Raw genomic sequence first — 19,940 nt, 5'->3', positions numbered from 1 at the left:
GGGTGGCTGTGGCGTTGACGGGCCGACGGCGCCGGGTGGGTGTCGAGGCGACGGGCTGGCGGCTCAGGCGGGTCTGCCGGTCCGCAGGAACCCCGCGAGCAGTTCGTGCAGCACGGCTGCGCCCTCCTCGGCGAGCACCTCGTGACCGGAGCCGGCCGCCTCCACGTAGCGGAAGTCGGCGCCCTCCGTCCGGCCCAGGCGCAGCAACTCGTGGCGCAGGGCCCGGGACTGGCTGACCGGCACGACCTCGTCGCGGTCGCCGTGCACCACCAGCAGCGGGCTGTGCAGCCGGTGGGCCAGGTGCAGCACGTCCCGGGGGCCGCGGGCGTCGTCGATCGCCCGGTCGCCGCCGAGCCGACTGGTCAGCGCCCGGACCGGGGCGGCCGCCTCCGCCAGCAGCCGGCCACCGGACAGGAACGGTGCCACCACCGCACAGCGCGACACCTGCCCGGACGGGGCGTGCGCCGCCGCCAGCAGCGCCAGGAACGCGCCGTAGCTGACCCCGAACAGGGCGGGCGGCTCCAGCCCGAGCGCGGCACGCTGCCCGGCGACGCCCTCCACCAGGGCGAGCACGTCGTCCAGGTCGGGACCGCCCCAGGCGCCGCGGATAGCCATCGCGAACTCCGGCCCGTAGCCGGTGGACCCGCGCTGGTTCGGGGCGAGGACGGCCAGGCCCTCGGCGGCCATCCGCTGCAGTGCCGGATCGAACTCCAGCCGCCAGGCGTCCGCCGGACCGCCGTGCAGCGCGATCACCAGGTGCGGTGCGGACAGCCAGGCGTCACCGCCGTAGACCACCGCCTCGATCGGCCCGGCCGGGCCCGCCAGCTCCAGGCTCTGCGCCGCACGCCACCGTCCGCCGTCGTTCGGCGGGGCCGAGCCGTCCAGCCGCCAGCCCGCCGGTGCGGCGCGCAGGGCCCGTAGCGTGCCGGTCGACTCCGGCAGCGCCGGGGCCGGTTCCGCCGCGCCGTGCTCATGGCCGCTCAGTGCGGCCGCGAGCTGGGACGAACTCACGTGCGCCGTGCCGCCGTTGAGCGGTGCGAGCTGGAGCGGCAGCGGCACCGCGGCGGGCATCACCGCCGGGCCCTGCGCCAGCAGCGCGGCTACGTCCAGGGTGGCCAGCGCCGCCGGATGGTCCGGCGCCGAGTACGGCATCCGCAGACCCGCCACCGACCAGTGGCCGACCGCACCGAGCCGGCCGGGCGGCACCGGCAGCGGGTCCAACCGCCCGCCGCTGGGCTGCCACAGCGCCAGCGCGGAACCCGCGCCGTGGTCGATCTGCAGCGCCACCTGCGGTTCGGCGGCGCCGAGCCCGCCGGGGGCGAGCGCGATCGGCCGCAGGAACATGCCCGGGATGTGCAGGCACTCCGGGAAGCGCACCGGCTCGTCGCCGCCGATCAGCGCCCAGCCCAGCCGGTCCGCACCGGGCGCGTCGCTGCGCAGCATCCCGAACCGGGTCGCCGGGTCGAACAGCACCAGCCGGTCGTTGCTGGCCTCGCCGAGCTCCAACAGTGGTGTGGTCTGGCCGAGTTGGAGGTCGAGGACGACGGTCTTGACCACCCCGTCGGCGACCCGGTCCAGCGCCAGCAGCCGGCCCACGGTGTCCAGCCACACCCCGCCGCCGTGCAGCCCGGGCAACTCGGCGACCTGGCGTGGTGCGGACCCGTCCGCGGCCAGCAGCCACACCGTGGTCACCGGGCGGGTGTCGGTGCCGAGCAGCACCGCGACCGGTGCGTCGGGGTCGGTCAGGTACTTCGGCTCGATCGGGTCGGCCGATGCGTGCGGCTGGGTCAGCTCCTGCGGTTCCTGCGGTTCCTGCGGTTCCTTTGGTTCGTGCGGCCTGGTCCGTGGGCCGGGCATCGCCAGCAGCCGCAGGCCGGGCAACCGCAGGGTGGCCAGCGGGAGTTCGACGGCCGGGCGGAGTCCGGCGGTGGCATCGGACGGGGCCTCGGCGGGCGCTGACAGCAGGGCCAGCGCGTGCCGGTCGGCGTCGTGCCGGCAGACCAGCACCCGCCCGTCCGGCAGTGCCATCAGCTGGGACCGCAGGCTCTCCGAGCGTCCGTCCGGCAGCAGCAGCGCGGTCGGCTCGGCCGGACCGCTCTCCGGCAGCCGCCAACTCTCGGCGTACCAGCCGCCGTCCGCCCCCGCCGCCAGGCAGGCGGCGTGCGAGCCGTCCCCGGCGAAGGCGAAACTGAGGCGGCGCAGCGCCTGCGGCGCGGTTCGCAGTGCGGTACTCATCGGCCACCTGCCAGGATCGGTTGACTGTCCGTCAGTTCGGCCGCGCGGTAGGGGAGCGGATCGGTCCACAACCGCGGGCCGCCGTGCCGCAGGCGCAGCAGGAAGGCCAGCGGGCCGGCGGTGCCGGTGCCGTACGCGGCGGCACAGCCGGTGCCGGTCTCGTCCGGGAGGACCAGCAGGCCGTCCCGGAGGGCGGCGCGGGCGGCGATCAGCCGGGCGAGTTCCTGCGCGCCGTGCCGGAACCGGCTCTCGCCGGTGGCCTCGGCCAGGTCGAGCAGGTACTCGCCGTTCCCGGCCAGCCCGTGGCAGGCGCAGACTCCGCTGTGCCAGCGGCCGTCCAGCACCGCCTGCCCGGCGGCCACCGCGAGGCGGTGCGCCTGCCGGTCGCCGGTCGCCTGCCAGAACCGGACCAGGAAGGTGCCCACTCCCGACGACCCGCTGCACCAGTGCGCCAGCCGGACGTGCTCCGGGTCGCCGTGGCTCTGCGGCCACCAGGCGGAGCCGCCGGACCACCGGGCGGTGGCCGCCAGGGTCTCCGTCGCCGCCTGCGCGCCGGTCGTCAACTGGTCTGCCGTATCGACGAGTTCGGGACGGTCCCGGAGATCGGGCAGCTCGCGCAGGGCCGTGGCGGTGGCCAGCAGGAAGGCGCCGACCCCGGCCACGCCGTGCGCGTAGCCGAGGTGGACCGCGCCGGCGAGCGCCGAGTCGAAGTCCGCGGGCACCGGCCAGACCGTCCCGTACGGTTCGGTGCGGGCGGCCGCCAGCAGGCCGCGGGCACACTCCACCGCCCGGTCCAGGTACGTGCGGGCGCCGGTGACGCGGTGGACGCGCAGTTGCAGGAAGCCGGCGCCGGCCGCGCCGTGGCAGACGTCCGGGTTGGGCCAGGCCAGCCGGACCCGGGACGCCAGGCCCGCCGCGCGCTCGGCCAGGCCCGGGTCGGCCAGCGCCTCGGCGGCCTCCAGCAGCGCCCAGGCGGTGCCGGAACGGCCGAAGTGCAGGCCCGGCAGCACCACCGGCTCGGCGGCGCACCGGCGTTCGATCCACTCGGCGGCCAGTGCGGCGGTGTCCCGGGCCCGTTCGCGGGCGGCCTCCGGCAGCGGCGCCTGCGCGGCGCGGGCGAGCACGGCGAGGACTCCGGCGGCGCCGTGCTGCACGTTGCACGGGTCGGTCAGGCGTCCGGCGGGGACGGTCGGCCACAGGTGGTCCCGGCGCTGCGGGGTGACGGTCTGTGCGAGGTGGCGCAGGCCGTCGTGCAGCAGCCGGTCCAGCGCCGGCGGGGTGACCGGGATTCCGGGACGCGGCGAGGTGGTCACCGCGCGCTCGTCGGTCGGAGCGCCCTGGACGGTTTCGGTGCTCCGCGCGGCCTGGGCCTGCTGGATGGTGAGCTCCTCGCGCACCCGGGCCAGGCTCCAGCGCTGGTCGGCGGCCTCGGCCCGCAGCCCGAGCACCGCCGGCGCGAGCCGCCGGGCGCTCTCGCCGTCACGGGCGGCCAACGCCAGCCAGCGGCCGAGCCGTTCGGCGACCGGCCGGGCCAGCGGCAGATCGTCCGGGAGCAGCGGGTCGTGGCCGGTGGCGAGCAGGAAGAACAGGCCGCCGAGTGCGAACAGGTCGGTGGTGTGGGCGGCCCGGTCGGCCAGGTGCGGACCGGAGTGCTCCGGGGCGCGGTACCCGGGGGTGCCCGCCGATCCTGCCAACACCCCGGCGGGGACGGCCAGTTCGAGGTCGACCAGGCGGAGTTCGCCGTCCGGGAGGACCAGCACGTTGCCCGGCGACAGATCGCGCAGCACCAGGCCGCGGCGGTGGACCCGGTCCACCAGCTCAAGCAACGCCAGCGCCATCGGGCCGGCCTCCGCCCACCCCACGTCCGGCGAGCCGTCGTGGCGCAACCGGGCCGCCACCCAACTGCCCAGCGCCTGGCCGTCGATGCGCTCCTGCACCAGGAACAGCGAGTCCTGCTGCTCGATCAGCGCGTACACCTTCGGCGTCAGCCCGCTGTCCGCCAGCCGGCCCAGCAGCTCCGCCTCGTGCCGCAGCGCGGCGCGGGCGTCGGTGCCGACCCGGTCGACCTCGATGTGGGCGCGGGCCTGCTTCACCACCACCTCGGCGCCGGTCGTCGTGTCGGTGCCGAGGAACACGCCGCCCTTCGCGCCGTGCCGCACGGCGGCGGTCAGCGCGTAGCGGCCGTCCAGCAGCACCCCGGCCCGGCGCTGCGCGGGCTTCGTGGTGGCGGGCGCTGTGATGGCGGGCTGCGCGAGCGCGGGCCTCGCGGTGGCGGGCTTTGCGGTGGCGGGCTTTGCGGTCGACCCGGCCCCCTCGACGGGGTCGACGGCCCACGGCGGGCAGCGGTAGGCGGCGGCGCGGACGTCCTCGACCAGGCTGCCGTCCGGGCCGCGCAGCATCGAGCGGTAGGCGCCGTCGTTGCCGAGTACTGCGTGGCCGGCGAAGGCGCCGTACCGGTAGTGCACGCGGCTGCCGGGGCGGTACGGGCGGTCGGAGAGAATCACCGGTCCGGGCATTCCGACGGTGGCGCGGTGGAGTTCCTCGGCGAGCCGCAGGAATTGCTCCTCGCCGTCCGGGTAGACCGTGATGAATTTCCCGGCCGAACCGCGTTCGCTGTTCCGGGAATTGATTTCGTGGACCTTTTCCCGGTCGGCTGCGAACTTGAACGCGCAGGGATCGTCGACGAGCGCCGAGGCGACCGCGGAGAGCACTTCCACCGCGACTTCGGACGCGGCACTGACGTGCAGTTTCCATCCCTGGGCGGGGAGGTCGCGGCCGGGCGGCCGTACCGTGCACCAGAAGCCCTCGACCGCGACTCCCCAGTCGCCGCCGCCTCCCCGGGCCCTGCTGCCGGTCACGGCCGCCCGCACCACCTCCACCAACGTGCCGTCCACACCCGGCACGTCCTCCTCGACCGGTACCGGCTCCCCTGCCATGCGCAGCGGTGTGCCCGCCCCCATCTGCTTCACACCCCTTCGCCGTGGCTCCGACCGGTACGGTCTTTGGAAGTCACGAGAGCCTCGGCCGCGCCTGCCGGAATTCCGGGAACGGAAATGCCGGCCGGTCGCCTCTTTTCGACCCCCCTGGTCGAGGCAACTCTCGTTCGCAGGACTGAAGTTACTTTCGAGGCGGGGGCGGCTCAACACCGCTCGGGTCACTTCACTCTTAAGGGTGATCAGAGTTCGCTTTCGAATGCGCGTCCACCGGCGCGTGTGGCCTGAGTGCCCCGCGCGGAACCGGACCGCCCCTGCCGGTACAGGCACGGATCGGGCGCCGCGCGCCCCCGCGCGCCAGGCCGCGCCGGGTTGACGCGTGGTTGTGCGGAACTCCGATTCCCGTGCGAATAGCCGGACGAGGGTGCGGCAGCCGGGCACGGCCGGGCCCGGGCGTGACACGCGGTAGTCTCGACAGGTGCCGAAACTGTCCGACGTCATCGCCGTGCTCGAAGACATCTACCCGCCGCAGTGGGCGGAGTCCTGGGACGCCGTCGGCCTGGTCTGCGGTGATCCCGACGCCGAGGTGAACCGGGTGCTGTTCGCCGTCGACCCCGTGCAGTCCGTGGTGGACGAGGCCGTCGAGTGGGGCGCCGACCTGGTGGTCACCCACCACCCGCTCTACCTGCGCGGCACCACCACGGTCGCCGCGACCGGCTTCAAGGGCCGGGCGGTGCACTCCCTGATCAAGCACGACATCGCGCTGCACGTGGCGCACACCAACGCCGACCACGCCGACCCGGGCGTCTCGGACGCGCTCGCCGAAGCGGTCGGCCTGCGGGTCACCGGACCGCTGGTGGCCGACCCGACCGACCCGGCGGGCCGCCGCGGCAGCGGCCGGATCGGTGAACTCCCGCAGCCGATGACGTTGGCCGCGTTCGCCGCGCAGGTCGCCGCCGGACTGCCCGCCACCGCCGCCGGGGTCCGCGCGGCCGGTGACCCGGACCGGCTGATCAGCCGCGTCGCGGTCTGCGGCGGCTCCGGCGACTCCTTCCTCGCCGAGGCCCGCGCCGCCGGCGTGGACGCGTACGTGACCGCCGACCTGCGCCACCACCCGGCGTCCGAGGCCACCGAGGCGGCGCCGCTCGCCCTGGTCGACGCCGCGCACTGGGCCACCGAGTGGCCCTGGCTCACCCTCGCCGCCCGCGAACTGGCCGACCGCGCGGCCAAGCGCGACTGGTCGTTGGAGAGCCGCATCTCCACCCGGGTCACCGACCCGTGGACGGCGCACGCGCCGATGCCGTACGCCCCCTGACCCCCCGTCGAAATCCACCCACAGGAGCCTGACGCGTGAACGCCGCGCCCGCCGACCAGATCCGCCTGCTCGACCTGCAGGCCATCGACTCCCGCCTCGACCAGCTGGCCCACCGGCGCCGCACCCTGCCCGAGCACGCCGAGATCGACAAGGCCGCCGCCGACCACACCGCCCTCAAGGACCTGGTGATCGCCGCCCAGGCCCAACTCGGCGACACCACCCGCGAACTGGCCAAGGCCGAGGCGGACGTGGAGCAGGTCCGCTCCCGTTCCGCCCGCAACCAGCAGCGGATGGACTCCGGCGCGGTCACCTCCCCGAAGGACCTGGAGAACCTCCAGCACGAGAACGTCTCGCTGGCCAAGCGCCAGGGCGATCTGGAGGACGTGGTGCTGGAGGTGATGGAGCGCATGGAGTCCTCGCAGACCCGTGTGACCGAACTCACCGCCCGCCTGGAGCACTCCTCCGTGGTGGTCGCCGAGGCCGAGGGCCGCCGCGACGCCCAGTTCGCCGAGCTCGACGCCGAGGCCGAGAAGGTCCGCCGCGACCGCGAGGCCGTCTCCGTCGCGATCCCCGCCGACCTGATGAAGCTCTACGTCCGCCTGCGCGAGCAGCAGGGCGGCGTCGGTGCGGCCCGCCTGTACCAGCGCCGCTGCGAGGGCTGCCGCACCGAGTTCTCGATCACCGAGTTCAACGCCATCAAGGCCGAGCCCACCGACAAGGTGCTGCGCTGCGAGAACTGCGGGCGGATCCTGATCCGCACCGGCGAGTCGGGCGTCTGACCCGGTGGCGAAGTTCATCGTCGAGGCCGACGGCGGCTCCCGGGGCAACCCGGGGCCGGCCGGCTACGGCGCGGTGGTCCGCGACGCCGACACCGGCCAGATCCTGGTCGAGGCCGCCGAGTTCATCGGGCGCGCCACCAACAACGTCGCCGAGTACAAGGGCCTGATCGCCGGACTCCGGGCCGCCCGCGAGCTCGACCCCGACGCCCGCGTGGACGTCCGGATGGACTCCAAGCTGGTCGTCGAGCAGATGTCCGGACGCTGGAAGATCAAGCACCCCGACATGCAGCCGCTCGCCGCCGAGGCCCGCGGCATCCTGCCGCGCGGCAACGTCGAGTACCGGTGGATCCCGCGGGAGAAGAACAAGGACGCCGACCGGCTCGCCAACGAGGCGATGGACGCCGGCAAGGTGGGCCGCCAGTGGGAGCCCAAGGCCCGGGCCGCGGCCGGGGCGGTCCCCGCGCCGCTTGCCGCACCGGTGACCGCACTTGCCGAGGACGAGGCGCTGCCCGCCGCCCCCGCGCCCCGGGCGGCCTGGGCCGCGCCCGCCGACGTCGGCACCCCTACCACCCTGGTGCTGCTGCGGCACGGCGAGACGCCGCTGACCCCGCAGAAGCGCTTCTCCGGCAGCGGCGGCAGCGACCCCGGGCTGTCCGAGAAGGGCCGCTGGCAGGCCGAGCGGGCCGCCGAGGCGTTCGCCGCCCGCGGGACCGTCCAGGCCGTGGTCGCCTCGCCGATGCTGCGCACCCGGCAGACCGCCGAGGCGGTGGCGCTCCGGCTGGGCCTGGAGGTGCGGATCGAGGAGGGGCTGCGCGAGCTCGACTTCGGCGACTGGGAGGGCCTGACCTTCGCCGAGGTGCAGGAACGCCACCCCGACGACCTGGAGGCGTTCCTCACCTCCGCCAAGGCCAAGCCCACCGGCAGCGCCGAGTCGCTCACCACGCTCACCCACCGGGTCGGCCAGGCCCGCGACAAGGTGCTGGCCCGCTACCCGGGCAAGACCGTGCTGGTGGTGTCGCACGTCAGCCCGATCAAGACCCTGGTCCGGCTCGCCCTCGGGGCCCCGCCGGACGCGGTGCACCGGATGGAGCTCTCCGCGGCCTCGCTCTGTGCCGTCCAGTACTACCGGGACGGCAACGCCTCGCTGCGGCTGCTCAACGACACCGGCCACCTGCGCTGAGCACGCTTTCTGACGGGCCGTCCATAATCTTGTGACGGTCCGTCAGGTGTGTCTGTGGGCGAGGTGTGTGCGGGCGGTGCCGGGGAGATCCGGTCAGTGCACGTCGGTGACGATGACGTCCAGCTGCCAGGGCTTGCGGGCAGTGCCCCGGGCCGAGACCTCCACCCGGTAGCCGAGGCCGGTCAGCGCGTCCACCAGGTCCCCGGGGGAGGCGGGCTCGACGCCCTCGGCGAGCAGGTCGCGGACCAGCCGGCCCTTGGTCGCCTTGTTGAAGTGGCTCACCACGGTGCGCTTCAGCACCCCGTCCACCTCGCGCTCCTGCAGCACCCGCACCGTCGCCGTCCGGCCCGCCAGCTCACCGGCCGGCTTCCACGCCGCCGCGTACGCGGAACTGCGCAGGTCCAGCACCAGTCCGTCCGCGACCTCCGGCAGGACGCCGCCCAGCACGCCCCGCCAGTACGGGCCCAGCGCGCCCAACGGCGGCAGCTTCACCCCCATCGAGCAGCGGTACGGAGGGATCCGGTCGCTGATCCGGACCGCGCCCCACAGTCCGGAGAAGACCAGCAGCGAACGCTCCGCCAGCGCGTACGCCCGCTCGTCCAGCTTGGCCAGGCCGAGGTTGTCGAAGAGCACCCCGGTGTACACCTCGCCGGCCGGGAACGCGCCCGTGGTCGGCAGGGCCGCGTTCTTGCCGATCTCCCCACGCAGGCCCTTGCTCAGGCCCAGTACCTCGGCGGCCCGGTCCTCGTCCCCTCCGCACAGCTCCACCAGCGCGGACAGCACCGCCCGCCGCGCCCCGGTCAGCCCCGGCAGCGACAGCTCCGCCAGCTCCACCGGCGCTCCCGCCTCCGGCGCGGCCTTCCCCTCCGACGGCGGCAGCAGAACCAGCACGGCGACACCCCTCAACAATCTGTAGCACCAGGACGCGCCAACCCTAACGACCTCACCCCCCGACCCTCGAATCCCACCGGTGCCACCGAGTCCCACCGGCGACATCGAGTCCTACCGGCGACACCGAGTCCCGCCGCGGCCATCGAGTCCTACCGGCGACACCGAGTCCCGCCGCGGCCATCGAGTCCTACCGGCGACATCGAGTCCCGGAGGTGCGCGGGCAGCGCCGCCGGGTCACTCGCCGCCGGCCGCCACCACCGCCGCACCCGCGCCCAGCGCCACGCAGAGCGGCGCGTACACCCGCCGGTCCAGCCGGACGAAGCGGGTCGACCGGGCCGGGTGCCCGGCGGCGAACAGCGCCGGACCGCCGACCCCGCGCACCAGCAGCGCCCCCGCCACCCCGGCGGCGCCCGCCGCCCGCACCCAGCGCGGACCGCTCGCCGGCACCACCCCGCCGCGCGCACCCACCAGGTACGCGCCCGCGCCGAGCAGCCCCGCCACCCCCAGGCACATCCCGCCGGACGGCATCGCCTCCGGGCCGACCCCGACCACCGCGTCCGCGAACCGCGCCCGGTCCCGCCAGGGCCACGGCGAGTAAGCCCACACCGCGTGTAGGCCCCCGACCGCCGCCAGCGTCCCCGCCACCGCTGCCGCGGTCGCCCGAACCCGCCGGCCGCCCGGGCGAACCCCGGACGCTCCCGCCGCCACCTCCCGGCCGCACGATCCGCAGGCATGCCCGGCCCGTCCCCGACCCGCAGCCCGATCCGGGCCACCCGTCCCCACCGTCACGGCGCCACCTCCATGGCCAATCCCCCTACGCCACAACCGCATTAGCGGCGTTCCGACGCGCCATCCACGCTACTCCGCCTTACGCTGCGACCATGCCGCGCCGACACCTCAGCGTCCGAGCCGCCCAGACCGCCAGGATCAACACCGAACTCGCCGAGCTCCGAACCCGCTTGGAGATCCGCACCGACTGGCCACCCGAGGTGCTCGCCGAAGCCGATCGGGTGGCCTCGCTGCCCCGGCTGCCGGAGTTCGACGCCACCGACCTCGAACTGTTCACCCTCGACCCGCCGGACTCCCGCGACCTCGACCAGGCCATGCACCTGGCCAGGCGCAACGGCGGCTACCGGGTCCACTACGCGATCGCCGACGTCGCCGCCTACGTCGCCCCCGGCGGCGCCATCGACACCGAGTCCACCCGGCGGGTGCAGACCCTGTACTTCCCGGACGGAAACGTCCCGCTGCATCCCGCCCGGCTCTCCGAGGGCGCCGCCAGCCTGCTGCCCGGCGAACTGCGGCCCGCCCTGCTCTGGCAGCTCGACCTCGATGCCGACGGCGCGCTCGTCCTCGCCGACCTGCGCCGCGCCCGGGTCCGCTCCCGCCGCCGACTCGACTACGCCACCGTCCAGGGCCGGATCGACGCCGGCACCGCCGACGCGCAACTCGGCCTGCTCGCCGAGATCGGTCGGCTGCGGGAAGCCCAGGAGCAGGCCCGCGGCGGGATCAGCCTGCCGATCCCCGAACAGGAGGTCGAGGCTGCCGACGGCGGCTACCGCCTCGGCTACCGCGCACCCCGCCCCGCCGACGGCTGGAACGCCCAGGTCTCCCTGCTCACCGGCATGTCCGCCGCCGAACTGATGCTGGACGCCGGCATCGGCCTGCTCCGCACCCTGCCGCTCGCCCCCGAGTCCGCCTACGCCCGACTGCGCCGGGTCGCCGCGGCACTCGGCGTGGACTGGCCCGCGGAGCTGCCCTACCCGGCGCTGATCCGCTCCCTCGACCCGGCCCGCACCGCCGACGCGGCCTTCCTCAACGAGTGCACCGGACTGCTCCGCGGCGCCGGCTACCACGCCTTCGACTCCGCCCGCGGCATCGCCCCGCCCGCCGACCCCGGCCACGCCGCGCTCGCCGCCCCCTACACCCACTGCACCGCGCCGCTGCGCCGACTCGGCGACCGCTACGCGCTGGAGATCTGCCTCGCGGTGGCCGGCGGCACCGACGTCCCGGGCTGGGTCCGCGACGCCCTGCCGCGGGTGCCCGCGCTGATGGAGAGCGGCGACCGCCGAGCCCACGAGGTGGAGCGCGCCTGCGTGGACCTGGTGGAGACCGAGCTGCTCCGCGGTCGCGAGGGCGAGGACTTCGAGGCGGTGGTGATCGACGTCGACGAGCGCAAGCCCACCGTCGGCACCGTGCAACTGCGCGAGCCCGCCGTGGTCGCCAAGTGCGACGCCCCCGACCGCCTCCCGCTCGGCCGCCGCGTCCGGGTCCGCCTCACCCGCGCCGACCCGGACACCCGCACCGTCCGCTTCGCCCTCGCCCCGCTCGCGGCCGGATAGTGGGGCGGGTAGCGGATGGAAGAGGCCTCGAAACGTCCGGTGCGATGATCGGGTCATGAGTCGACCGAGTACCGCGCCGGACCGTCGCCGCAGGCTGTTGATCCTCGCGATCTGCTGCCTCAGCCTGTTCATCGTCGGTCTCGACAACACCGTGGTGAACATCGCGCTGCCCGCGATCCAGCACGACCTGGACGCCCCCGCCTCCGGGCTCCAGTGGGTGATCGACGCCTACACCTTGGTGCTCGCCTCGCTGCTGATGCTCTCCGGCTCGATCGCCGACCGGATCGGCCGCAAGCGGGTCTTCATGGCCGGACTGGTGCTCTTCGTCCTCGGCTCGCTGCTGTGCAGCCTCGCCCCCGGGCTGGGCTGGCTGATCGGATTCCGCGCGGTGCAGGCGGTCGGCGGTTCGATGCTCAACCCGGTGGCGATGTCGATCATCACCAACACCTTCACCGACCGCGCCGAACGGGCCCGGGCGATCGGCGTCTGGGGCGGTGTGGTCGGCATCAGCATGGCGCTCGGCCCGCTGATCGGCGGCTTCCTGGTGGACAGCGCCGGCTGGCCGTCGATCTTCCTGATCAACATTCCGGTCGGGCTGGCCGCCTTCGCCCTGACGTTCCGTTACATCCCGGAGTCCCGCGCGCCCCGGGCCCGCCGTTTCGACCCGGTCGGCCAACTGCTGATGGTGGTCATGCTCGGCTGCGGCACCGCCGCGATCATCGAAGGCCCCGGCCACGGCTGGACCTCCCCGGCGATCCTCACCCTCGGCGCGCTCGCCGTCGCCGCGCTGATCGCCTTCCCGCTCTGGGAACGGCGGGTCGCCGAGCCGCTGATCGACCCCCGCTTCTTCCACAGCGCGCCCTTCACCGGGGCCACCGTCACCGCCGTCTGCGCGTTCGCCGCACTCGGCGGCTTCCTCTTCCTCAACACCCTCTACCTGCAGAACGTCCGGCACTACAGCCCGGTCGAGGCCGGACTGTGGACCCTGCCGATGGCCGGACTCACCCTGCTCGCCGCGCCGCTCTCCGGCCGGATCGTCGGCAGCCGCGGCCCCCGCCTGCCGCTGCTCGTGGCCGGCGTCGCGATGGCCGCCAGCGGGGTGCTGCTCACCCGACTCACCGCCGACTCCTCAGCGCTCCTGCTGCTGCCCGCCTACGCGCTGTTCGGCCTGGGCTTCGGACTGGTGAACGCGCCGATCACCAACTCCGCGGTCTCCGGGATGCCGCTGGCCCAGGCCGGCGTGGCCGCCGCGGTGGCCTCCACCAGCCGACAGATCGGCCAGTCGCTGGGCGTCGCGGTGATCGGCACGGCGGTCACCAGCGCCGTCGTCTCGGCCGGCGGGTTCACTCAGGCCACCCACCTCGGCTGGTGGATCATCACCGGCCTCGGCCTGATCATCCTCACGCTCGGCCTGGTGACCACCACCCCCTGGGCGACCGCCACCGCCGCCCGCGTCGCGGCCCGCTTCGACCAGACCCCGGGTCCGGTACGGGAGGCCCCCGTCGAGCGGCTACGATGACCAGTACGGCGGACGAGCCGGCCGGGCGGTCGCGTCGGGTCCTTCACGGGCCCGCCGAGGAACGTCCGGGCTCCACAGAGCAGGGTGGTGGGTAACGCCCACCCGGGGTGACCCGCGGGACAGTGCCACAGAGAACAGACCGCCCCCGCCTCGGCGGAGGGTAAGGGTGAAACGGTGGTGTAAGAGACCACCAGCGACCGAGGTGACTCGGCCGGCTCGGTAAACCCCACTCGGAGCAAGGTCAAGATCGACGCCTTCGGGCGTCGTGCGCGGATGTTCGAGGGCTGCTCGCCCGAGTTCGCGGGTAGACCGCACGAGGCTGTCGGTAACGGCAGCCCTAGATGGATGGCCGCCGCCTTGGGCCGCGCAAGCAACCCAGGGGCCACAAAACCCGGCGTACAGGCCGACTCGTCCGCCGCCACCTGCGGCTTTATCCCGGAAAGGGCCTCTGACCTGCGTCGGAGGCCCTTTCCGATCTTTCACGCCCTTGCTGTCTTAGGCGGCAAAAAGTCCCTGGAAGGTCCCTCGGGCAGAGCGGAAAGTCCCTGAAAAATCCCTGGGATGATCTTGGTCTGGCGAAGGCGTTCGCTGGCCGTGGCCCATGGCACCTCAAGGTTCCCGTGGACATCGCCGGTCCTCCGGCCGTCTCAAGAGGTGATCGGTACGCGATTCGCGCGCACATGGCATGCTGAAGCCGTGATCAGAGAACCTGTCGAGGCCGTCATCCGCGAAGACGGGAGCGTCGAGCTTCCCATGGGGATCATCGTGGAGGCAGGCCTCTCGGTCGGTTCGCGGATCGTGGCCTTCAGTGACGGCGATGGCAGGATCGTCCTGCGACGAGAGGCCGATGCCGTCGACGACCTACTGAACGGTCGTCCTCTCTAATCGCTTCACCGCGGTGGCCTTCAGGCGCGCAGTGGTGACCGCCTCGATAACCTGTCGGGCGGCATCCTCTGCCGGGACGTGCTCCCAGAACCGGAGTACCGTCCAACCGGCCTGTTCGAGCAGCCGCACGGTTTCCGCGTCCCGGGCCTTGTTCCCTTCGATCTTCGGAGCCCAGAAGTCGCGGTTGGTCTTGGGTACGGTCCGATGCTCGGCACATCCGTGCCAGTAGCAGCCGTCCACGAAGACCGCCACCTTCGCCTTCGTGAACACGATGTCCGCAGTGCGACGGAGTGTCGGAACCGGCCGAATCGAAACCCGGTACCGGAGCCCCTCTCGGTGCAGGAGGGATCGGAGCCGCAGCTCGGGCTTCGTGTTCTTCCCCTTGTTCGCCTGCATGGACTTCCGGGTGCCAGGAGATGACGCCCACGAGCCCTCTGCAGCCGGCGCGCTCGAGAGCAGCCCGGACGATTCCGCCAACCGCCAACCTTCACGGAGGTTTTCGGCGCGAGTGCGGTGGTCTACCTCCCCGAGCGGGACGCGGCTCGAATGGCCGTCGACGGACCACTGGAGCACGGCCCTCACCCGCCCGGTGCGGCTGGATCCGCTCAGTACCACGGCTGCTGGCCGTAGTCGCCCTCCGCCGGCATCCACGAGCCGTCGCCCGGCGCCGCCGGCTGCACGGTCCTGTTCCCGCGATCGCTGTGCTCTATCGAGTCCCTGGCGAGGCCGCCACGAGCGGTCGGATACGGCCGTCTCCGACGATCTGCTCGTGCTCTTCACTGTCACTGGCCGTCCCTCGGCTGTCGAGAATGCGTTTCGATTCCGACGATACGGGTCGTTGGGTCTTGCTGTTGCTGCGCCGGAGGAGGCCCCGATACCCGAGGGCCAGCTGTGGCACGGCGTGGTCGCGCTCGTTGCGCGGTCTTCGGGAGGCTTTCAGAGCATTCACCGGCCCTGTGGAGTCCAAGCCGAACTCCGAGGGCTGCCCTGTGGTGGGAGATGGCCATCGGCTCCAGCAGGTACCTCGAAGTGGACGCCGGCCTCTGGACGACGGTCAAGCCGACTGGGCGGACGCGAGCGGATCCGACCCCGACCGACGTGCACGAAGGGCGGAACACCTCCCCTGACGAACCGTCACCAATCGCTACGTTCAGGAACGAAACGTTCGCCACTCCGCGAGCGAATGTGCCGCCGGTTCTTCGCCATCCCGGGGTTGCCGGTACCGTCTTCGCAGCAGAGAACTCGAAGGGGGGCCCGTGGCGTCGCAGGTGGTGTCGTACGAGCTGGATCCGGATACCGTGGTTCAGTTCGAGATCGAGCCGACGGATGAATACCAGCAGGTCGGTGCCGATCAGATCCTCGGCCGAGTCCAGGAGGCCGCGCGCCCGGCTATCGAGGCAGCGCGAGCCGTGCTGGACCAGGCCGTGAGGCTCGGTCCCTCGGAGGTCGAGGTTTCGTTCGGTATCAAGGTGAACGGGTCGGTCAACTGGGTAGTCGCCAAGGCCGCCACGGAGGCCAACTTCGGCGTAAAGCTCACATGGCGGCCCGGCACCGGCCGAGACGAGGCCGACGGTCAGGAATGAGCGCGGCATCCCCGGATGGTCGCCGACCGGCGGTGGACGGCTGGGTGGCAGCCGTCCACCGGTCCGAGCTGCACGATAAGCCGCTCGGCTCGGGATTTCTCATCGATGCCCATCGGGTGCTGACGTGCGCCCATGTGGTCTTCGCGCAGGATGAGCTGCGCAGTCCGTTGTGGGTGGCGTTCCCGAAGGCCGATGAGCTGATGCACCGGCGGATCAAGGTCGACCGGGTCGTGGCACCTGATCCGGCTGTCCGAAAGGTGAAGGACGTGGCCGTCCTGATCCTCGAGGAGGCGGTGTCAGAGGAGTTCGCTGCGCCGTTGCGCCGACCCAGGCCGGGTGAGCTCGTCGGCAGCTCGTGGTGGTCCTTCGGCTTCTCCGACGACCTTCTGGGCGACTCCTCGGATGGCCGCGTCGGTGAGTCGATCTCCTACGGTTGGGTTCGCTTGGACGCCGACCGTCGTCCCATCCGCCCCGGCGACAGCGGCGCCGCGCTCTGGTCGGCGGACCACCAGGCCGTCGTCGGGATGGTGGGTCAGGCCCGGCCGAACGGCGACGAGGCCCGCGCGCTAAGCATGTGGGCCATCGCCGATTACCTGCCGGACGAAAAGCTACAGCTGCTTACCGACTGGACCGTCGAGGACGCTGGCGAGGCCGCGCTGTCCGAGTGGGGCTGGACCCTGGCGGGAGATCCGGAAGCCGCCCGACACTGGCGCCCCCGTGCCCGCGGTGTGAGTAGGGATGCCGAGCGAGGCTTCCGGTTCCGTGGCCGTGTGGCAGCGCTTACTGCGATCGTCGACTGGATCACCCGCTCGGCGGGCGATCGCCGACAGGTCCTGGTGGTGACCGGTTCCCCCGGGGTCGGAAAATCCGCCGTGCTCGGCCGCATCGTCACCACCGCCGATCAGGCGATTGCGGCGACTCTACCGTCCGAGGACGACGCCGTTCGTGCGCCAGAGGGATCCGTGGCCTGTGCGGTTCACGCACGAGGCAAGACCGCTCTGGATGTGGCCTGCGAGATCGCCTCCGCTGCGTCCGCCGTGCTTCCGGGCGATGTGGAGGATCTGCCTCTCCTGATGAGGAACGCGCTTAGCGGACGGCCGCCGGGAACTTTCGCCGTCGTGGTGGACGCTCTCGACGAAGCCGCGACGCCCGAGGATGCGCGGGCGATCATGAGGTCCATTGCGATTCCCCTTGCGGAGACGTGTGCGGACCTCGGTGTGACGGTGGTGGTCGGCTGTCGACGTGTGGACGGAGTGGGAGGCCTCATCGCACCATTCGGCGGTGCCCTCGAAGTCCTGGACCTCGACAGCCCGAGGTTCTCCGCGCAAGAGGACCTGGTCGCCTACACGCTGGCGACTCTTCAACTACTCGGTGACGAGCGCTCGGACAATCCGTACAACGCACGAGTCGCAGCCGACGCGGTGGCCGAACGGATTGCCGTCATCGCGCAGGGAAACTTCCTGATCGCCGGACTGGTCGCGCGTTCCCACGGCATGCACGATCGTACGGCGATCGATCCCGCCTCGATCTCGTTCACACCGACCGTCGACGCCGCACTCCGGGACTACCTCGCCTTCCTGCCATCGCTGGACGGTATTCCGGCAGATGACGTTCTTACCGCGCTGGCCTACGCGGAGTCTCCTGGGATGACGCTCGGTCTCTGGTCCATCGCAGTAGGCGCTCTAACCGGTCATACCCCAGCCCCGGACGACCTTCGGGCGTTCGCCCGATCATCGGCGGCGAACTTCCTGATCGAGTCGAGCGATGTCGCCGCTCAAGCGAGTGCCTTCAGGCTATTTCACCAAGCGCTGAACGAAGCGCTCGTCGTCGGCCGGGCAGCCGAGCTGGCGATCGCCGATGAACGCTCGATCGCCATCGCCTTCCAGCGCGTCGGTAGCGACACCGGCTGGGAAGGTGCTCCCGACTACCTGTTGCGCGCACTGCCCGACCACGCCGCCCGGGGACGTGTCATCGACGACTTGCTCGAAGACCACTCCTATCCCCTCTACGCCGACCTTCGTCGGCTGGTGCCAGCCGCAAAGGCTTCGACCTCGGCGGCGGGACGTACCCGTAGCCGATTGCTGCGAATGACCCCGCAGGCACTCGACGCGGCGCCGGAGGACCGGGTAGCCCTCTTCAGCGTGACGGAGACACGCGAACACCTGGGCCACACGTATCGCGACGCCGGGCTTCGCGCGCCGTATCGCGGGGTCTGGGCCGCAGGGGCACCTCACCTGGAAGAGATCGTTCTCGAAGGCCACGGTGACTGGGTCAATGCCGTGTGCATGCTTCCGATGGAGGGCCGCGCCATTCTCGCCAGCGCCGCGAACGACGGTACCGTCCGTCTCTGGAACCTCGATACCGGAGACCAACTGCGGGTTCTCGAAGGCTACAACGGCTCGGCTCAGGCGTTGTGTTCCGTCTCGGTGGGGGGCCGGCCACTTCTCGCGACCGCCGGGAACGATTCTGTGGTTCGCCTCCAGGATCCCGAGTCCGGAGTGCTATTGCACGTCCTTGAAGGGCACACCGGAGCAGTCAGGGCCGTGCTCGCGGTCGAGACGTCCGGCCGGTCGCTTCTCGTTACCGCCGGGAACGACTCCACGGTTCGCGTGTGGGACCCGAGGTCGGGCGAGTCGGTGCACGTACTCGAAGGGCACGACGGTTGGGTCAACGCCGTGTGTGCCGTCTCGGTGGAGGGACGGACGCTTCTCGCGACCGCCGGGAACGACTCTGTGGTTCGTTTGTGGGATCCGGAGTCCGGTGCCGGTTACAGAGACCTAGAAGGACATGCGGGTGCGGTACTGGCGGTGTGTGCCGTCGAGGTGGGGGACCGGCCGCTTCTCGTCACCGCCGGTGACGACTCCACGGTTCGCGTGTGGGATCCGAAGTCGGGCGAGTCGGTGCACGTACTCGAAGGGCACGACGGTTGGGTCAACGCCGTGTGTGCCGTCTCGGTGGAGGGGCGGACGCTTCTCGTGACGGCTGGTGATGATTCCATGGTTCGCATGTGGGATCCGGAGGCCGGTGTGGCGTGCGGGGGGCTTGAGGGCCATACCGGTCGGGTGTTGGCGGTGTGTGCCGTCTCGGTGGGGGGTCAGCCGCTGATCGTGACGGCTGGTGATGATTCCATGGTTCGTGTGTGGGATCCGGAGGTCGGAGCGGTTTCCGGCGGACTTGGGGGCCCCACCGGCCGGGTGTCGGCGGTGTGTTCCGTCTCGGTGGGAGGCCGGCCGATGGTCGTGACCGCCGGACACGACGCTGGCGTTCAGTTGTGGGACCCGGAGTCCGGCGCCGTACGGCGAACCCTGGAAGGTCGTACCGGCCGGATTAGAGCCCTCTGCGCCCTGTCCACGAGTGATCGCAGTCTGCTCGTCACGGCCGGCGATCACACGATCCGTCTTCGGGATGCCGGTACCGGTGAGATTCTGCATAGCTTTGAAGGGCACCCGGACGGAATCAATGCAGTATGCGAGGTCCCGATCGGTGATCGGACTCTGCTCGCCACTGCTGGCGACGACCGAACCGTTCGTCTGTGGGACCCCGAGGCCGTCGAGTCCTCGCGGACCTTCGACAGCGAAACCGGGTCGTTCAATGCGGTATGCGCACTCTCGACGGGTGGTCGCACCCTGCTCGCGGCTGCAGGCGAGCGCCTCGCCGCGGTCGGCGGCGGGACGGTGATTCGTCTTTGGGACCTGGACTCCGGCAGCATGCGGTGGACCTTCGAAGGCCACACCAAGGCGGTTAACGCCGTGTGTGCCGTGCCGCTGGGCGATCGCACTTTGCTCGCTTCCGCCGGTGACGATCGCACGGTTCGTCTGTGGGACCCCGAGACCGGCGAAGTGGTTTCCGTTCACGAGGGCCACACAAGCCGGGTCACGGCTGTCCGGGCGGTCGTGACGGGTGATCGGACTCTTCTGGTGACCGCGGGAAACGACCACACGGTCCGGCTCTGGGATCCCTTCGTCTCGCACGCGGTGCGGGTCATTCCCGTTCGTTCCCCGGCGCTTTCCATCGAGGAGGTCGACGGGCTGGTCGTAATCGGCCTGAACGACGGGGTGATGGCTCTGGCCGTCACCCCGGAAGCGGTATCGCTGATGAATACTCCACGGTCCTCTGGCTTGCACTCCGCCGTGGGTCGGAATACGCGCGGTCTAGCCGCTGGAGCCGAGAGGCGCAGCCTGTGAAGAACGCTAGCGTGTTTTTGCGGTGCGGTAAGAGCGCGACGGCGCGGACTTCGAATAATATTGGCTCTATCGAACGAGATCGGGGAACGGTCGA

The 19,940-nt window shown here is 72.2% G+C and carries 13 protein-coding genes and 1 other RNA gene; 9 read left to right on the top strand and 5 right to left on the bottom strand.

All coding sequences use genetic code 11. The annotated features are described in order from the left end of the window. Window positions 1–63: 63 nt before the first annotated feature. Window positions 64–2,235 (bottom strand): alpha/beta fold hydrolase, encoded by a 2,172-nt coding sequence (locus ACWD4U_RS08765; protein WP_363460032.1) that lies wholly within the window; start codon window positions 2,233–2,235, stop codon window positions 64–66. Beyond that, window positions 2,232–5,171 carry a class IV lanthionine synthetase LanL gene (gene lanL, locus ACWD4U_RS08760; protein ID WP_363460031.1) on the bottom strand — a complete coding sequence of 980 codons (2,940 nt, stop codon included), beginning with the start codon at window positions 5,169–5,171 and terminating at the stop codon, window positions 2,232–2,234. Before lanL ends, ACWD4U_RS08765 begins: the two co-directional genes overlap by 4 nt. Window positions 5,172–5,646: 475 nt before the next feature. Here lanL and ACWD4U_RS08755 point away from each other — a divergent pair, with 475 nt between their 5' ends. Genes ACWD4U_RS08755 through ACWD4U_RS08745 form a run of 3 tightly spaced genes read left to right on the top strand, consistent with a single transcriptional unit; the run spans window position 5,647 to window position 8,442 of the window. Next, a complete protein-coding gene (locus ACWD4U_RS08755) occupies window positions 5,647–6,483 on the top strand; it encodes a Nif3-like dinuclear metal center hexameric protein (RefSeq protein ID WP_363460030.1) in 837 nt (278 codons plus the stop codon). 35 nt (window positions 6,484–6,518) lie between these two features. After that, window positions 6,519–7,262 carry a zinc ribbon domain-containing protein gene (locus ACWD4U_RS08750; protein ID WP_363460029.1) on the top strand — a complete coding sequence of 248 codons (744 nt, stop codon included), beginning with the start codon at window positions 6,519–6,521 and terminating at the stop codon, window positions 7,260–7,262. Window positions 7,263–7,266: 4 nt separating this feature from the next. Continuing rightward, window positions 7,267–8,442, top strand: coding sequence for a bifunctional RNase H/acid phosphatase (locus ACWD4U_RS08745; protein WP_363460028.1), 1,176 nt, complete (start codon window positions 7,267–7,269; stop codon window positions 8,440–8,442). Between the two features lie 93 nt (window positions 8,443–8,535). On the opposite strand, the gene yaaA is transcribed toward ACWD4U_RS08745, so the two are convergent. After that, on the bottom strand, window positions 8,536–9,333 hold the full coding sequence (yaaA, locus tag ACWD4U_RS08740; RefSeq protein ID WP_363460027.1) for a peroxide stress protein YaaA: 798 nt from the start codon (window positions 9,331–9,333) through the stop codon (window positions 8,536–8,538). Window positions 9,334–9,567: 234 nt separating this feature from the next. Then, the gene (locus tag ACWD4U_RS08735) at window positions 9,568–10,164 is read right to left on the bottom strand and encodes a DUF3995 domain-containing protein (RefSeq protein WP_363460026.1); all 597 of its coding nucleotides are present in this window, start codon (window positions 10,162–10,164) and stop codon (window positions 9,568–9,570) included. A gap of 50 nt (window positions 10,165–10,214) precedes the next feature. Here ACWD4U_RS08735 and ACWD4U_RS08730 point away from each other — a divergent pair, with 50 nt between their 5' ends. The 4 genes from ACWD4U_RS08730 (at window position 10,215) to ACWD4U_RS08715 (ending at window position 14,079) form a co-directional block, all read left to right on the top strand. After that, entirely contained in the window at window positions 10,215–11,675 is a 1,461-nt protein-coding gene (locus tag ACWD4U_RS08730) for an RNB domain-containing ribonuclease (protein ID WP_363460025.1), read from the top strand. A 55-nt stretch (window positions 11,676–11,730) separates the two neighbouring features. Continuing rightward, window positions 11,731–13,194, top strand: coding sequence for a DHA2 family efflux MFS transporter permease subunit (locus ACWD4U_RS08725; protein ID WP_363460024.1), 1,464 nt, complete (start codon window positions 11,731–11,733; stop codon window positions 13,192–13,194). Window positions 13,195–13,207: 13 nt separating this feature from the next. Then, an RNA gene (gene rnpB / locus ACWD4U_RS08720) (RNase P RNA component class A) lies at window positions 13,208–13,609 on the top strand. A 146-nt stretch (window positions 13,610–13,755) separates the two neighbouring features. Further along, entirely contained in the window at window positions 13,756–14,079 is a 324-nt protein-coding gene (locus ACWD4U_RS08715; RefSeq protein ID WP_449787144.1) for a hypothetical protein, read from the top strand. Here ACWD4U_RS08715 and ACWD4U_RS08710 read toward each other — a convergent pair. Beyond that, window positions 14,056–14,556 carry a very short patch repair endonuclease gene (locus ACWD4U_RS08710; protein WP_363460035.1) on the bottom strand — a complete coding sequence of 167 codons (501 nt, stop codon included), beginning with the start codon at window positions 14,554–14,556 and terminating at the stop codon, window positions 14,056–14,058. The genes ACWD4U_RS08715 and ACWD4U_RS08710 overlap by 24 nt on opposite strands. Before the next feature lie 779 nt (window positions 14,557–15,335). Here ACWD4U_RS08710 and ACWD4U_RS08705 point away from each other — a divergent pair. Both ACWD4U_RS08705 and ACWD4U_RS08700 read left to right on the top strand, forming a co-directional pair. Continuing rightward, a complete protein-coding gene (locus ACWD4U_RS08705; protein WP_363460023.1) occupies window positions 15,336–15,662 on the top strand; it encodes a CU044_2847 family protein in 327 nt (108 codons plus the stop codon). Window positions 15,663–15,706: 44 nt separating this feature from the next. Then, a complete protein-coding gene (locus ACWD4U_RS08700; RefSeq protein ID WP_363460022.1) occupies window positions 15,707–19,846 on the top strand; it encodes a hypothetical protein in 4,140 nt (1,379 codons plus the stop codon). Window positions 19,847–19,940: the final 94 nt, after the last annotated feature.

This window comes from Kitasatospora sp. NPDC002522 (assembly GCF_053595195.1).
The sequence above is the reverse complement of the archived record's forward strand: the minus strand, read 5'-3'. Positions and strand labels throughout refer to the sequence as shown.